Below are 14,552 nucleotides of genomic sequence, written 5' to 3' on the forward strand. Positions count from 1 at the left end.
TCGCGGCTCGGGCTCTGTTCAGCCGAAGGCGGATTATTTTGAGCGATCGGAACGTGGCGCCGAGCAGGGAGAGAGCATTGACGTCGAGGAGGCCACAGATTCTCATCGGTTCAACCGATGCGGACTACTATCTGCTGCTTGTCCACATTTTGGAAGCCGAAGGATATGACGTGACATTGGGCTCAGGCGTGGAGGAGATCGTCCATCTCGCGTGCGAAACGCCGGTCGATGCGGTTCTGCTCGATTGCCGCTCCGGCGAGACTTTAGCGCCAGAGGCGTGCCTGAGGCTGAAACAGGAGCCGCAGACCGTGGGGATCATGACCGTCGCCCTTGTCGGACCGGGCGCGGAGGGCCGGTTCATCGATCTGCTGAAGGCCGGAATCGACGAAAACTTCATAAGGCCGGTTGCACCTTCCAAGCTGCTCGAATTTCTGCGTGATCGCGTCCTATTCCAGCCCGGGTCACATCGGTGGTCGGGAGATGGGCGCTTTCTCACCTACGCGGGAATCGAACTCGATACCGTCCGGCACAGTGTCAGGCGTTTTGGTATCAGCATTCATCTCGGGCCGATCGAATTTCGGTTGCTGCAATTTTTGATGGAGAATCGTGAGCAAGCCTGCAGCCGCGCACAACTCATCGAAGCCGGTTGGCCGGAGCGGCGCTACGTCGAGATCAAGACGGTCAACGTGCACGTCGGACGGCTGCGCAAGGCGTTGAACGTGTCCGGCGGTTCTGATGTGATCCGGACGATACGGTCGTCCGGGTACATGATGGATGCCTCATGCCCGGGCAATTCAAACCCGACGGCGGATCGGCACGACGAAGAGGCCGACGGTTAGCACTGGATCAATGCCTTCGAAAAGGAGCATTCGTCATGGATATCGTTGTCCGCAATGGAGCCCTCATCACCGGCGATGGCAAGGCCTTTCACAAAAGAGCGACCGTCTACGTCAGGGACGGTCGGATTGCAGACATCCACATCGGGAGTGCCGACACGAGCGACGAAATCGCGGCGCGAACAGTCATTGATGCGACAGACGGCATCGTCATTCCAGGCATCATCAATGCGCATGCGCATGGATGCATTTGCGGGCCGTCGATGCCGAGCGGCTCGCCGCCGTTCAATGCTGACGACATCGCCTACTTTCGCAACCGGCATCTCCTTCAGGGGACAACCACTCTTTTGAATGTCTGTGGTCTGGCAATGGCCAATGAGGTTTATTCTTATGGCGAGGTCCGCCATCAGATCGATATTCGCGTATCCACCGCTCATACCCTCAAGAACATCCAGGCAGCCCTTGCGGTCGACGGTAGAGGCCTATCCGTGCCGCACCTCAATGCGACGATCGATGAGATGCTTGCAGCCGGCGCGGTTGCACTTGGAGAGGTTGGCGGCGGGCAGACATTGGGCGGCGGGGCTCAGGAATATAGGTTCATTCCGGAAGCGGTCCTGCGGGAGACTGGGATAGAGGTGACGCCCGCAACGGCAAGACGCTTGAAAGATGCTGTTCTTGGCCGTTTTCTCGATCAAGCCGGTGGAATGTCGGATTCGATGCTGGAGGATGAGCTGGAACGTGGCGGCTTGTCCCCGCATGTCACAACGGAGCGCATCCGCGAAATCATCACACGATCTGTAATGCCATCCGTCGCACTTTCCCTAGACGGTTTCGAGGAGATCGCTCAGGAGGCGGAGAGGGTCGGCTATCCCGCAATTTTTCACAACGCGGCGCCATCCGCAAAACGCTTATGCGCGGTTGTTGAGAAACATCCAAACGCGCGGATAGTCGCCGGACACAGCAATCATCCGAGCTTCCTGCCGGATGAGGCCGTCTCGGTTGCTACCGACTTGAGAAGCAAGGGTGCCATTATAGACGTCTCTACGCTGGACTGCATTAGCACGCAGTGGCGCAATGACGCCGCCAATCTGGATGCGCTCATCGATGCCGGCTGCGTGGATACGATTTCGACCGACTTCGCCGGCGGTCATTGGGATGGGATCCTCGAGGCAATGCATCGGATGGTGAAAACCGGACAACTGTCTGCGCCTGCAGGAGTCGCGCTTGCCACCGGGAATGTCGCGGCCGTCTTCCCGCAAATGGCAGGGGATCGTGGGCTGATAGAGAAAGGCAAGCGCGCCGATCTGACCGTTGTTGACCACGTGAACCTTGGTCGTGTCAGGCATGTCGTAATCGATGGGCGTGTTGCCGTCAGGAACGGCGCGCCGGTCTGACGGAAAAACCAAAACGAAGCTTGATGTTGCAAGCTTGGCTCAGTCACTGCATTTCTGTCCCAAGGGCACCGGCAACGCACCACGGTGAACCCGCGGAGGTCGGCAGGTAGATTATCACCCTGCTCTTGCAGCCGATATCTGGTCAGTAGGGGATTGCACCTTGATCTGATTGCGGCCCCGTTCCTTTGCCGCGTACAAAGCCGCATCCGTCGCCGCCAAAGAGCCCTGCGAGTGCACGTGGCGCGAAACGCAGATCGATGTAGATGCCGGACGCGAATCCCACATTTTAGGTATCGGCAAAGCTCTTCAGCATGTCTCCTGACATCCGGTAGCGGATCCACTCCTGCAGCGGCTCTGCGCCGATCGCCTCGTAAACGCGGATCGCCGGCTCGTTCCAGTCCAGAACGCTCCACTCGAAGCGGCCGCAGCCGTTTTCCTGCGCAATCTGCGCCAGCTGCTTCAGCAGTGCCCTGCCGGCACCCAACCCGCGCGCCTTCGGCGTCACATAGAGATCCTCGAGATAGATGCCGTTCCTAGCCTGCCACGTCGAATAGTTGAAGAACCAGATCGCCATGGCAATCGCTTGGCCATCCTGTTCGCAAACCAGCGCTCGCGTAACGGAGCGTTCGCCAAAGATCGATTCCTCGATCGTCTCGACGGTTGCCGTGACCTCGTCCTCGGCCTTTTCGTAAATCGCCAATTCGCGGATAAAACCGAACAGCGTCGCGGCGTCTGCGCGCACAGCCTCACGTATGGTCAATGCCATGTAAATCCCTCACAACCTCTTTGATTTTTGAAATGCGCTCCGCGGCCCCACATTTCGCTTGGATAGCTCTCGCCGTTACCACTGCATTCAAGCCCCGCGACGAACCACTGATCGCTGACCTCGTTTGCTGGATCGACGTCCTCCCAGTTCCAGAATACCGCCGGCACCAACCTCCCACACGTCGACGCATTAATGTCGGACCAGCCCCAAAGCGGGCCTTGGCGTCCGCTACAGTACTCAAGCGCACAGTCAAAGAAAGACCTTCTTGAAAAAAGACTGTGAATGCTATGTTCGACAAGATTTAATTTTGTTGGACATGGACGAGTCCGAGGTCATGAGAAAGCGAAGCATCTCCAAGAAGCCGACCGCAGGGGACGACGGTCTTCTGACAAAGGCGGGACGTCACGTAAAAACTGGAAAGTTCGTTGCGATAAGTAAAGCACGCTTTAAAGCCGTGATGGGAGCTGCCGAACATTCCGGCCTGCTCGGGGAAAAAAGCAAGCGAATAGGGGGCCGTATCAGTCCCGCGCTTATTGAGCAGGCGAAGAAGCACACAGGCATTGAAACCAATACCAATCTCATCGCATTCGCCCTGGCGAACGTAGCTCTCGACGACAATTTTGGATCCACTTTCCGCAAGACACGGCGGACCGTCGATCCTGATTTGAAGCTCGGGTTCTAATGTGTCAGGCTTCGACTTCGACGCGGCCCGTTGGGCACGGTTCGATCCGGGAAAGACCTTGGCGCGGCCATGATGAGTTGCCGTTCCTCGGTGATGTGGCGGAGGCCGGGCAAGAACTCCTTCTCGACACGTGCGTCTACATAGATGGTTTGCAGGGACGTGCCCCTGACATCGTTGCGGACTTGCTCGACATCCGCCATAGCAATCATTCGACAATCGCTGTCCAGGAACTGATGCACACTGTCGGCGTGCTCGATCCCGAGCATCCCGGCACGAGGACGGCGGTTCGGCAGATCAGGAGGATGATCCGTGAAATGCCGGCGCACCGCATCTTCGCGTCGCCGGATGCCGATATACTGGGACGCGCGGCTCTCCTGTCTGGGATGCTATGTCGATTGCAAGGTTACCAGCGCGATGCCCGCCCACGCGCCCTTCACGACTGCGTCCTCTTTTTGCAGGCGCAAAAGCTCGGCCTCACCGTTCTCACTGCCAATGTGAGTGACTTCGACTGTCTGCTTCAGTTGCTGCCGACGGGTCGGACCCTGTTCTATCGCTCGAGCGATTAACCTGGTGCACCCCGCACTTTCTGTCCCGTCGGCGAAACCGAGTTCTGGACTTGCTGTGAACCCCGCCGACCACGCTCGTCACTGTTCCTGCGGCAGCCCATCTCCTTCCCTTAGAACAAGCCCAAAGCGGCCGCATCTGGAATTGTCGAGTTCCTCCGGAAGCTTGACCGCTCGTCAACATCGTGCAGGCCGCTACAGCAAACGTCACTCTTTCGAGACTACTGGTCGGTCATGATCGATACGGTCGCGATATGCGAGCAGCAGATCCCACAGCCTCCCCTCGCCAAGCGCGACGTCGAGTTCCCTTGAAGCCAGATAGGGGATGAGTATCAGCAGCATGATCACGCTCGTCGCCATCATCTCCGGCAGCTTGTCGCCTCCAATTTCCGCGAGCGTGGCGGCGATCGTTCTGCCGTTGCTGAGCCCGACGATCGCCTCGTCGACGACCGAGAGGGCGATGAGCAGAACAAGATAGAGCATCGCCTTGTAGAGTATAACGGAAACGAGCCTCCGCCTTGTATCTCCTTCACCCAACTTGAGGACGTGGCCGAGCAGGATGAATTTGCCGAGGATGAGAGCTTTAATTGCCGGGATGCCAAATGCCGAGAAATGCACACCCTGTCCGCCAAGGATCGCTATCTTGTAAAGAACGAGTGCTCCGAAGCAGACGTACAGATACGCGGATAGAAAGGCATATTCCTTGAGCTCGCGCTTTGCTCTTCGGGCGATCGCCGCAGGCGAGCGGATTTTCTCTGCTGTCATGAGTCTGCTCCCATTGGCCGTGAGGGTCGCGCAAGGCGCTTGTCGACGCACCCTGATTCCAGAACCCGGTCAGTGTTTCCCGCTCTCCTGCAGCTTCGCGAGCCCGCCGTTGAGCGCGAGGCTGCCGGGCTGCGGCCCTCACTCAGACTAAACATTGGTCTTTGCGCCCGTGTCAATGAGTGCGTCATGCAATGACTCGTTGCGTACGGTGTGTACCAGATCGGTGGAGTATCAGGATCGCGCGGTGACGGTCATCGTCGTGCCTCGAAGTTGGCGAACTGGTCGTTCGGCGACAGGAAAGGATCGGCCTCGTCCTGACCTGAGACCCTAATCTCCTCCGGGTTGAGGGAGAGTCTTGGTTTTGATTGATTGTGGCCTTAGGCGGCCTGAGGCCTTGTGAAGGGCCGCCCAGTCGTCAGGCGGATTGCCGCCATCGAGCATCCCCTTGAAGACCTTGTAGGCGTCCGTTTTGGGGCCGCGAGTTCTCAAGGTCTCCTCATCATTCACCCACGCGAAGATGATGATTTTCGCGGTCGTATTATATCGGAAAAAGAGGCGAAACCGCCCATTTCCGAATTTTGCGCGAAACCAGTGTTTCTTGTCGCCGCCCAGCGTCTTGCCCTGACGATAGGCGTTGGACGTCGGATCGGAAGGGATCTTGCTGAAGACAAGTTCGTTGAGCGCGGCAAGCAACTTTGCGTTCGCGCTTTTCTGGTACTCTTCTGGGTCTTTCGCTTTCAGTGCCTCAACCGCATGAGTCAGCTTTTCCAGCTGATCGAGAAATAGCGGGTGAGCGAGGATGGTCCAACCATCGATGACGAGCATGGCTACAGCGCGACGTCGCCTTCGATCGGAGCGTCCAAATCGACTTTCATATCTTTCGTCAACGCGGCGACGCGGTTACGAAGCGCAGCCGGTAATTCGACGATGGACTTTTCCGGACGCGCTTCCATATCGCGTGCGAGAAACGCCAGAAACTTTTCGATAACGGGATCGGAGACCTCTTCATCGGCACGTTCGACATACACCCGCCGCTCATCGTCCACATAAAACGCGATGCGTCCGCCGTAGTCCACGCCAAGCGCCTGTCTAACGGCTTTCGGGACGGTTGTCTGGCCCTTGGCCGTTATGGTGCTTTCTACCTTCAGCAGCGCGACCATTGCGATCTCCCACTTAATATGTGATTTATTATGTAAGGAAAAATCCTTACTTTGTCAATATCTGTCTCGCTCACAGCGCGGGTGCCCGATGGCGCCGTCCCGGGCTACTGCACGCTGTCGTCAACAGCAGTGAATGTGGGCGAGTGGCCTGCTCAGACTGTCCGCAAGCTGCCACGCTACCCCTTATTCCGGTAACACTGCTGGGGCGCCTCGCTGTCGACCGGCGTCAGCAGGGCAAGGGGTACGGCCGCTTTCTTCTGGCGGATGCTCTGTTTCGCGCTGTCCGCAGTGAAATCGCCTCTTTCGCGGTCATCGTTGACGCCAAGGATGAGAATGCACGCCGCTTCTATGAGCGGGAGAGTTTTTTGCAGTTTCCCGACCAGCCGTTGAAGTTGTTCCGACCGATGGCGGACGTAGCTGAACTATTTGAGTGGTGGGGTTGGGGGAGGGCAATTTGAAACAATCCGAGAGAGGCCGAACAGCCAAAGTACACATTTGGATTCAGTGCGCGAACTTGCGAAGCCTGGTCCCGCGTTCAAAGGTCAAGCCGGCGCTCCGGATCGGTTGGTCCTGGGTCTGGAACTCTACGCCAATCCTGGCCGAGTCCTGTCCAAGCCTGATCCAGTCGTCGGGATTTCCGACGAGGTCGAAAACGGAACCGCTGCCGGCCATTCACCAAGCCGAGCGTTCTGCGAGAAAGACATCCTTGGTACCGTCGACAAACGTTCGCAGCCCGGCACGATACCGACCATGAGCCAGCACAAAAAGTATTCGCTCAGCCAGGTTGCTCCTGCCGGTGATCTCGTTACGTTGTCCGGGATTGGATTGGCGTTCGAAAGCGATGTTCGAAGGGACCTCCCCAGTCTCAGCGCGACAATTCAGCAGCGTCATGGACAAGCGCAATGACAGAACCTATGTTAGCGCTTGGTATTACCTTTAACTAAGGAAGCTGCCATGGCATCCCCGACCTCGCTCAAGCTTGATGATGAGCTAAAAGGCCGCGTCCAACACTTGGCCGAAGTTCGTCGCCGCTCGTCTCACTGGATCATGCGTGAAGCGATTACGCAATATGTGGAACGGGAAGAGAAACGGGAGGCGCTGCGGCGCGAGACACTGGACGCCTGGGATGAATTTCAGACGACCGGCCTGCACGTCGCATCGGATGATGTCGAAAAATGGCTTTCGACATGGGGCACTGACGACGAGCGCGCCGCACCGGAATGCCACAAATAATCTTCTCCCGGGCTGCAATTCGTGACCTCGAACGACTTCGGGAATTCTTGCGGTCGAAAAACCCGTCGGCAGCCAGGCGAGCAGGCGAAACTATTCTCAAAATTGTGCAGGCCCTTGGCGCACATCCCTACGCGGGACGCCTCGTTGAAGACCTGCCTGATCAATATCGGGAATGGCTCATTGATTTTGGAGACAGCGGGTATATTGCGCGCTACCGTATTGATGACGATATTTTGACGGTCCTCGCCGTGCGCCACCAGAAGGAAGCTGGCTTCTGATAGCACCGCCGTTGTCGATTTTCCGGCAATCGTTTGCTCTTATCAGGAGCAGGCAGCCAATCGAATCCAGCACGCAAAGCTTGCCTTGTGAATGATCTCCGGCGAGACATTTGAGAAGGATTCTGTAGCGAGATACTCGCCGATCCCTTGGGCTGTTGAGGGGGGCATGGTGGCGTATCCAGGGAGTGGACGGGATGGCCGCTACGGGTCTAGGAATGTCTCGTCGTCTCGCGACCGCAAGATTTGGATCCCCACGACGTCGCCTGCCGGAGCAGGAGGAACTAGCGCGAGCCGGTGATGCCGCATCGAGGGGCCTCCGGGCCAATCCTTCGAAGCTTGTCTGGAACTTTTGACAAAGTATCGCCGTCGTATCGCCTTAGTTACCATCGTCCTCATGGGCACAGGGCACAGGGCACAGGGCACAGGGCACAGGGCACAGGGCACAGGGCACAGGGCGCACATTTGGCATCGTCGCGGTGACCGCAAGCGGCGTCCAACTACTAATAGAAGAGGCCGGTGTCGGTACAGGCGGCACGCAACGCTGTACCCACGGCCTTGCGGTCCTCGAACCTGGACGAGGAAAGGCCGGAAACGTCAATCACGGGCAGGGTGGCGGCATCGATCCGCCGGGCATCCAGCATGGAATTCATGGGGCAATCTCCAAAGACGGATGGAAGAAGCGGCGACGGCCGGAACAGCCGCCGCCTTGGGAATCAGAGCCGATTGGCGGCGATGCGCTGCTGCAGGTAATCGTAAGCCGTAATCGGCTCGTAGCGCTTCTCCGGTCCCTGGATGATGGCATCGCGGTTCGCCTGGCAGAAGAAGGCAAGCGAATAACGCGGACCGAGAGATTCGCCTTCCTTCGGCATGCGGACACGATGCAGGGTGGAGAGCAGCTTGTCGTCGCTCCAGCGCATCAGCATATCGCCGATATTGCAGGTGACGACGCCTGGCAGCGGCTCGACATCCGTCCATTCCAGCTTGTCGGACTCCTTGCCCGGGCAAAGCTGAAGGCCGCCCTGGCCGGGGCGCTGGTGAAGCAACGTCAGGCAATCGAAATCCGTATGCGCGCCAGCGCGCCAGTAGTTTAGGTCCTCGGTGGTGGCATTCTCCATGCCGAGATAGTGGAGCAGGCGTAGCGTGCTGAGATAGTCCGGAGACTGCGGGTCGTGCGCCTCGGTGAAGAAATCCACTTTGAAGCCGAGCTTCATGCGGAAGCATTCCAGCACTTTCATGCCGAGCGCCCAGTTGTAGCGTTCGAAGGCGAGCATGACGGCCTTGAAGCCGGAGAGTTCCTCGCCGGTCGGCCAGAGGTCGACCATGCGCGGCAAGGTGATCTGATAGGACTCTTTCTGGTCGGCCGTGCCGGTCGAGGGGCGGATCTGTGCCTTGTATTCCCAGCCGGCATTGGAGCCCGGGCGTAGCGGATATCTGCCCTTCACCTCCACCGGCAGGGCGAAGAAACGCGCCGACATTTCGAAGGCCTCGTCGATCGCCTGCTGCGGAATGCCGTGGTTGACAAGCTGGAAAAAACCGCTGTTGGTCGAGGCCTCCCAAAGCTCATCGGCGATCTCGACCTTGCGGTTTTCGTAGTCGCCCATGTCGATGCGCGGAACGATGCGCGCCTTTTCGAGCCCTGCACCGCCGAAACCTTTCTCCTTTTTCAATTCCGCGAGCGTATGTTCGTTCTGACCTGCACTGGTCTGCATCATGATCTCCATTCGGTTCTGGCCTGCCACATCGGGCGGTCCGGCCGTTTCGCAAAGGAGCAATGACCCGCGCGCTCGGCGCTGACTGCTTCTACTCCGGTCTCATGTTCGTGCGGGCAGGCGGCCCCTAAGTGCCGGTCTTACCTCCTTTTTGCCGTTGCCCTGTTCATCGTCCCTCCTTTGCCAGGCTCCAGGGGAAAAAGACGCGCTGGACGATCGCCACCACTTGGAAAAGTACGAGTGACATGATCACCAGGATCACGAGGCCAGCCCAGGCTTCCGGAAGCTTGAAGAAGGAGGTGGAGAACTGAATGAAGTAGCCGATCCCCTTTTCGGCCGCGACGAATTCGGCGACTACCGCGCCGATCACTGCGAGCGTGATGGAGATCTTCAAGGCCGAGAAGATATAGGGCACAGCATAGGGAATTCGGATCTGCGTGATCTCGCGCCATGCGGGAGCCCTGAGACTCTTCGAGAGCTCGATCAGCTCTTCCGGCGTCGCCATGAGGCCCGTTGCGGTCGAAACCACCAGTGGGAAGAAGGTGATGAGGCAGGTGATGACGATGCGCGGGGCGTCTTCGGAGCCGAGCACGACGATCATGATCGGCGCGATCGCCACCACCGGAACCGACTGGATCACCACCAGGATCGGATAGAAGGCGCGCGATAGCAGTTTCGAACGCACGAGCATGATGGCAATCGGCAACGAGATCGCGATCGATAGGACGTATCCGATCAACGCGATCCGGAGCGTCGCCCAGACATGGTCCGTCCAGCGGGCGAGATCGATCTGTTCGAAGCCACCGAGAATCCGGGTGGGCGAGGGCAGAATGTAACTCGGGATGGCGAAGACGTCGGTTGCGAGCTGCCAGAGGATAACGATCAGCGCGAAAGTCACCGTCGGCAGGAGGAAGGGCATGTCCATCAGCGAGCGGAAGGATGGAACCTGTCTCATGATATGGTCTCCGGCCGCTTGAGCAGCAGCTTGCGCAGGTGTCCGGCATAATCTTGCATCTCGGCGGAACTCGATGTTTCCATGTCCCGCGGGCGGGGGATTTCGATGCTGATGTCTTCGATGACGCTGCCAGGACGCCCGCTCATGACCAGCACGCGATCGGCGAGCAGGACCGCCTCGCTGATCGAATGGGTGATGAAAAGTACGGTCTTCGGCTGGGCCTCCCAGATGCGCAGCAGTTCGAAGCCCATTTCCTCGCGGGTGAGCGCGTCGAGCGCCGAAAAGGGCTCGTCCATCAGAAGGATGTCCGGGTTCATGTGGAGCGCCCGGGCGATGCCGACGCGTTGCTGCATGCCGCCCGAAAGTTCCGCCGGGAGCCGTTTTTCGAAACCCGCCAGCCCCACCTTGGCGAGCAGGTCGCGCGCCCTCTCGCGATCTTCGCGCGTAACCCGGCCTGACTTGTGCCTCACGGGGAAGACGACATTGTCCTCGGCCGAGGCCCAGGGAAGCAGAGTTGGCTTCTGAAAGACGATGCCGATGTCGTCGCGCGGCTCGGTGATCGGGTGACCAAAGGCTTCCACACCGCCGCTCGTGGGCTTCAAGAGCCCGGCGATCAGACGCAGCAGTGTGGATTTGCCGCAGCCGGACGGCCCGAGGACCGCCACGAACTGGTGGCGGTCGACGGAAAAGTCCACGCTGCGGAGTGCCTCCAGCGGACCGGAGCCGGTCTGGTAAACTTGCCCGAGCCCTTTGAAGGACAATGCCGGCGGAGCGATGGCCGGAGTGGGGCTTGCCATGTTCATCAGGGCAGGAAGCTCGTGTTGGCGACCTTGGCCGGATCGAGGGCCGTCTTGTCGAGGTTCTGGGCTGCCGAAACGCGCTCCCAGGTGGTCGCAAGCCGCTTCGGCTCAAAGGCGCCGAGACCGTCCTTGGTGGTCACTTCGTTGAACTCCAGCGACATGGTGTCGAGAATAGCGCCCTTGACGTCGGCGACCGTTAGTTCCGGCACGAGCTTGGCGACAGCCGCAGCCGCGCCGTCCGGATCCTGCTTGACGTATTCCAGCGACTTCTTGAAGGCATTCACGAAGCGTTTGGCGACCTCCGGGCGTTCGGTGATAAACTTGTCGGAGGCGAGCAGGCAGGCGGAATAAAGTTCCAGGCCGGCCGCATCCCAGGTGAAGATGTCGATCTCCTTGCCGGCCGCCTTGGCCTGGTTGGTGAAGATCGCAACATTGGTCGTCCAGGCGATGATGACATCGGTGGCGCCGGTCATCAGCATTGGGCCGAGGGCGCCCGGATCAGTCTTGGTGAGCGTGATGTCGCCCTCGTCGAGGCCGACATCCTTCAGCACCAACGGCAGGAACACGTTCGACGAGGTGAAAGGCGATGTCGCCACCCTCTTTCCCTTTACGTCTTCGATCTTCTTGATGTTGCCGCCCTTCAGCACGAAGAAGGCGTGCGGCCCCTTGTTGAAGATCGACATGATGGCTGTGATACCGACCTTGTCGGTGACCTTCGCCGCCATCAGCGCGCCGATATCGGCGGAGCCGACGTCAGAAGTGCCGGCGGCGAGCCGGGTGATCGCTTCGGCGGAGCCGCGGCCCGGCGCCACGGTTGCTTCGATGCCTTCCTCCGCACAGAAGCCCTTCTCAATACAGACATAGATCGGCGCCTTGTCGCCGCCCGGCAGCCAGTCGAGCTGGAAGACCACCTTGTCGGCGGCAAGGGCGTTGGAAACGAGCGCGCCAGCGGCCAATAGGGTTGCCGGCAGGATCCGCGACAGCTTTCGAAGCATCAATTGTTCCCCTCATTGTTGGACGAGCTGAAGCCAAGTGCATGGCGATATGCCATGCACGCGCGCAACTCGGATGTGGTTCAGATGATTTCGAGCAGCAGCAGGCAGCACGGCAGTCCCTTTCAGAACCGTTTCCCGAGCAATGTCCCGAGCCATACGGCTCTGACCGCTTCTACTCGGCAGAAGGGATGCAATCAGTGTGCCAAGTGAAAACCAGGAATTTCCCGGATTTTTCGTCCCGCCTTTTCACCCATGCATCCATAAGGGGCATCGACGCACAAAATATATGCAAAGCATCTTCAAGCTTGTATTGTCGGCATTTCCTCTTGCTGCCTTTCGCGCCTTACGACTAACAAAGGCGCCAATCCAGGCTGTCGGAGGTTTGCGCATCGATCTGTCTGAAGCTGCCTTTCGAACGTGAGCTACCATTCCAGCACATGCCAATCGCCAAGTAGTTCATGCTTACTTAAATAGTAACCTCTAAAAATCACAAAAAGCTTACGCAGAAGCTGAGTCTAGCGACCTGGCCTGACTACATTTTCTTACGAGGTGAGAACACATGCGCAGGCCTACCGTCCGAACTTCCCTGACCAGTATCAATCTGGCGTTTGCCATTATTTTCCTCGCTTTCGCCTTGTTCGCCCTGGGCAGCGTGCGGCAGGTTAATCAGAACACGACCGATATCGCGAAGAACTGGCTTCCAAGCGTGTCGGTCGTTCGAATGATCCAGTTCGAGCTTCAAAAGATGAAGTTCGCTTATGCCAATCACATCATGTCCATCAGCGATGAAGCGATCGCCACGGCGGAGGAGCAGGTCACAGCGCGATGGGAGCAGCTCGGAAAAGCGATAGAAGCCTACCGGCCGCTGATATCCTCACCTCGCGAAAAGGAGTTGCTGGAGCTGATCGGCAAACAGGCGGGCGACTACGCTAACGCGGCAGAGCCGATGCTCGAAAAATCCCGAAAGAACGATAACGATGCAGCCAAGGTCATCTTCTACAAGGACATGGAGCCGATCGTTCAAAAAGCCGAAAAGAGTGCGAGCGAACTGCTGGATATCAATGTGAACGGCTCGAATGCCTCCTATGATAGCAGCACACGCACCTATGCGACGATCCTATGGAGCACTTGGCTGCTGATGGCCCTGGTGGTGGCGATCGTCACCGGCGCGATTGCCTATGTTGCGGTGCACATATCTCGTCCGATCAAGACGATCACGACTTCGATGACCGGCCTTGCTGCGGGCGAGACGGACTCGCCCATACCGTTTGCGCGCCGAACGGACGAAATCGGTTCCATGGCCAGCGCAGTCGAAGTTTTCAGGCAGACCGCATTGGCGAAGATCAGAGCTGATCAGGAAATTGAGGCAAGCCGAGTGCTTCAAGAAAGTGACCGCCAGCGGCAAGAGCAAATAGACCGTGAGCGAGCTACAGCCATGGCCCAGGCGACGAAAGGATTGGCTGACAGTTTGAAGAGGCTGGCTGAAGGCGATCTCACGGTCAAGATCAGTGAACGGTTCGCTGCCGATTTCGAGGCGCTCAGAGACGATTTCAATAGCGCCGTCGCCCAGCTCCGCAGCGCACTCAGCAGAGTGGCAGGTTCCACGGCCGGAATCGACAGTGGATCGACCGAGATCGCGCACAGCGCCAATGACCTCGCAAAGCGGACGGAACAGCAGGCGGCCGCCTTGGAACAGACAGCTGCGGCGCTGGATGAGATCACTGCAAACGTCGCATCGTCTTCCAAACGCGCAGAGGAGGCACGCAGGGTCGCAACTCAGGCCAATACGAGCGCCAAGACGTCCGGCGAGATCGTCAGCCAAGCGGTGCAGGCGATGGGCCGCATTGAGCAATCCTCCAACCAGATATCGAGCATTATCGGCGTCATCGACGAGATCGCCTTTCAGACCAATCTGCTCGCGCTGAACGCAGGTGTGGAAGCCGCCCGCGCCGGCGAGGCAGGCAAGGGTTTCGCGGTCGTGGCCCAAGAGGTGCGCGAACTGGCGCAACGCTCGGCGCAGGCAGCCAAGGAAATCAAGGCACTCATCCGAACATCGACCGGCGAAGTGGCGACAGGCGTCGATCTCGTCTCGAAGACTGGAGAGGCCTTGAAGCAGATTGGTGAACTCGTGGTGGCGATGAACCAACACGTCGATGCGATTGCCGTGTCGGCACGCGAGCAGGCGGTCGGCCTTGCGGAGATCAACACTGCTGTCAACAGCCTCGACAACACGACCCAGCAGAATGCCGCCATGGTGGAGGAGGCGAGTGCCGCATCCGCATCGCTAGCGAAAGAAAGTACCACGCTCCGCGATCTGGTTCTTCGGTTCAACGTGGGTAGCGGAACGGAACAGCACGCGCATACATTCCGAAAGTCCGCCTGACGCAGCACTTGTCAGTAGAGCAACCACATCGGA

17 protein-coding genes are annotated in these 14,552 nt (G+C 58.6%); 8 read left to right on the forward strand and 9 right to left on the reverse strand.

What is annotated here, in order from left to right; genetic code table 11:
• Nucleotides 1-77 precede the first annotated feature (77 nt).
• Together BN1800_RS27905 and BN1800_RS27910 are read left to right on the forward strand one after the other, a co-directional pair.
• Nucleotides 78-839, forward strand: a complete 762-nt coding sequence (locus BN1800_RS27905) for a response regulator transcription factor (RefSeq protein ID WP_244564673.1) — start codon at nt 78-80, stop codon at nt 837-839.
• Nucleotides 840-874: 35 nt separating this feature from the next.
• Complete coding sequence (locus tag BN1800_RS27910; protein WP_087002082.1) at nt 875-2,230, forward strand: amidohydrolase family protein; 1,356 nt, start codon at nt 875-877, stop codon at nt 2,228-2,230.
• 286 nt (nt 2,231-2,516) lie between these two features.
• On the opposite strand, the gene BN1800_RS27915 is transcribed toward BN1800_RS27910, so the two are convergent.
• Nucleotides 2,517-2,996 carry a GNAT family N-acetyltransferase gene (locus BN1800_RS27915; RefSeq protein ID WP_087002084.1) on the reverse strand — a complete coding sequence of 160 codons (480 nt, stop codon included), beginning with the start codon at nt 2,994-2,996 and terminating at the stop codon, nt 2,517-2,519.
• Nucleotides 2,997-3,261: 265 nt separating this feature from the next.
• On the opposite strand from BN1800_RS27915, the gene BN1800_RS42870 reads away from it, so the two are divergent.
• Both BN1800_RS42870 and BN1800_RS27930 read left to right on the forward strand, forming a co-directional pair.
• The gene (locus BN1800_RS42870) at nt 3,262-3,678 is read left to right on the forward strand and encodes a hypothetical protein (RefSeq protein ID WP_244564674.1); all 417 of its coding nucleotides are present in this window, start codon (nt 3,262-3,264) and stop codon (nt 3,676-3,678) included.
• Nucleotides 3,679-3,755: 77 nt separating this feature from the next.
• Nucleotides 3,756-4,244, forward strand: coding sequence for a type II toxin-antitoxin system VapC family toxin (locus BN1800_RS27930; RefSeq protein WP_244564675.1), 489 nt, complete (start codon nt 3,756-3,758; stop codon nt 4,242-4,244).
• Nucleotides 4,245-4,448: 204 nt separating this feature from the next.
• Here the strand turns inward: BN1800_RS27930 and BN1800_RS27935 are convergent, their stop codons facing one another.
• From BN1800_RS27935 to BN1800_RS27945, 3 genes are all read right to left on the reverse strand, one after another.
• Entirely contained in the window at nt 4,449-5,006 is a 558-nt protein-coding gene (locus BN1800_RS27935) for a hypothetical protein (RefSeq protein ID WP_087002088.1), read from the reverse strand.
• A gap of 327 nt (nt 5,007-5,333) precedes the next feature.
• Nucleotides 5,334-5,831, reverse strand: a complete 498-nt coding sequence (locus BN1800_RS27940; RefSeq protein WP_087002090.1) for a type II toxin-antitoxin system YhaV family toxin — start codon at nt 5,829-5,831, stop codon at nt 5,334-5,336.
• Nucleotides 5,832-5,833: 2 nt separating this feature from the next.
• Nucleotides 5,834-6,166, reverse strand: a complete 333-nt coding sequence (locus tag BN1800_RS27945; RefSeq protein WP_087002092.1) for a type II toxin-antitoxin system PrlF family antitoxin — start codon at nt 6,164-6,166, stop codon at nt 5,834-5,836.
• A 143-nt stretch (nt 6,167-6,309) separates the two neighbouring features.
• On the opposite strand from BN1800_RS27945, the gene BN1800_RS27950 reads away from it, so the two are divergent.
• The 3 genes from BN1800_RS27950 to BN1800_RS27960 all read left to right on the forward strand — a co-directional run bounded on the left by BN1800_RS27950 (nt 6,310) and on the right by BN1800_RS27960 (nt 7,677).
• Complete coding sequence (locus tag BN1800_RS27950; RefSeq protein WP_244564676.1) at nt 6,310-6,624, forward strand: GNAT family N-acetyltransferase; 315 nt, start codon at nt 6,310-6,312, stop codon at nt 6,622-6,624.
• A 496-nt stretch (nt 6,625-7,120) separates the two neighbouring features.
• Entirely contained in the window at nt 7,121-7,399 is a 279-nt protein-coding gene (locus BN1800_RS27955) for a CopG family ribbon-helix-helix protein (RefSeq protein WP_087002094.1), read from the forward strand.
• A 47-nt stretch (nt 7,400-7,446) separates the two neighbouring features.
• On the forward strand, nt 7,447-7,677 hold the full coding sequence (locus BN1800_RS27960) for a type II toxin-antitoxin system RelE/ParE family toxin (RefSeq protein WP_425299070.1): 231 nt from the start codon (nt 7,447-7,449) through the stop codon (nt 7,675-7,677).
• 500 nt (nt 7,678-8,177) lie between these two features.
• On the opposite strand, the gene BN1800_RS40640 is transcribed toward BN1800_RS27960, so the two are convergent.
• The 5 genes from BN1800_RS40640 to BN1800_RS27980 all read right to left on the reverse strand — a co-directional run bounded on the left by BN1800_RS40640 (nt 8,178) and on the right by BN1800_RS27980 (nt 12,139).
• A complete protein-coding gene (locus BN1800_RS40640) occupies nt 8,178-8,327 on the reverse strand; it encodes a 2-oxoglutarate and iron-dependent oxygenase domain-containing protein (RefSeq protein ID WP_179213910.1) in 150 nt (49 codons plus the stop codon).
• A gap of 63 nt (nt 8,328-8,390) precedes the next feature.
• Complete coding sequence (locus BN1800_RS27965; protein WP_244564677.1) at nt 8,391-9,389, reverse strand: isopenicillin N synthase family dioxygenase; 999 nt, start codon at nt 9,387-9,389, stop codon at nt 8,391-8,393.
• A 163-nt stretch (nt 9,390-9,552) separates the two neighbouring features.
• Complete coding sequence (locus tag BN1800_RS27970; RefSeq protein ID WP_244564678.1) at nt 9,553-10,341, reverse strand: ABC transporter permease; 789 nt, start codon at nt 10,339-10,341, stop codon at nt 9,553-9,555.
• On the reverse strand, nt 10,338-11,117 hold the full coding sequence (locus BN1800_RS27975; protein WP_087002135.1) for an ABC transporter ATP-binding protein: 780 nt from the start codon (nt 11,115-11,117) through the stop codon (nt 10,338-10,340). The genes BN1800_RS27970 and BN1800_RS27975 overlap by 4 nt, the downstream gene beginning before the upstream one ends.
• A gap of 26 nt (nt 11,118-11,143) precedes the next feature.
• Complete coding sequence (locus BN1800_RS27980; protein WP_425299071.1) at nt 11,144-12,139, reverse strand: ABC transporter substrate-binding protein; 996 nt, start codon at nt 12,137-12,139, stop codon at nt 11,144-11,146.
• A gap of 556 nt (nt 12,140-12,695) precedes the next feature.
• Between BN1800_RS27980 and BN1800_RS27985 the strand changes: the two genes are divergently transcribed.
• A complete protein-coding gene (locus BN1800_RS27985; protein WP_087002100.1) occupies nt 12,696-14,519 on the forward strand; it encodes a HAMP domain-containing methyl-accepting chemotaxis protein in 1,824 nt (607 codons plus the stop codon).
• Nucleotides 14,520-14,552: the final 33 nt, after the last annotated feature.

Source organism: Rhizobium sullae, from assembly GCF_900169785.1.
Taxonomy (GTDB): Bacteria; Pseudomonadota; Alphaproteobacteria; order Rhizobiales; family Rhizobiaceae; genus Rhizobium; species Rhizobium sullae.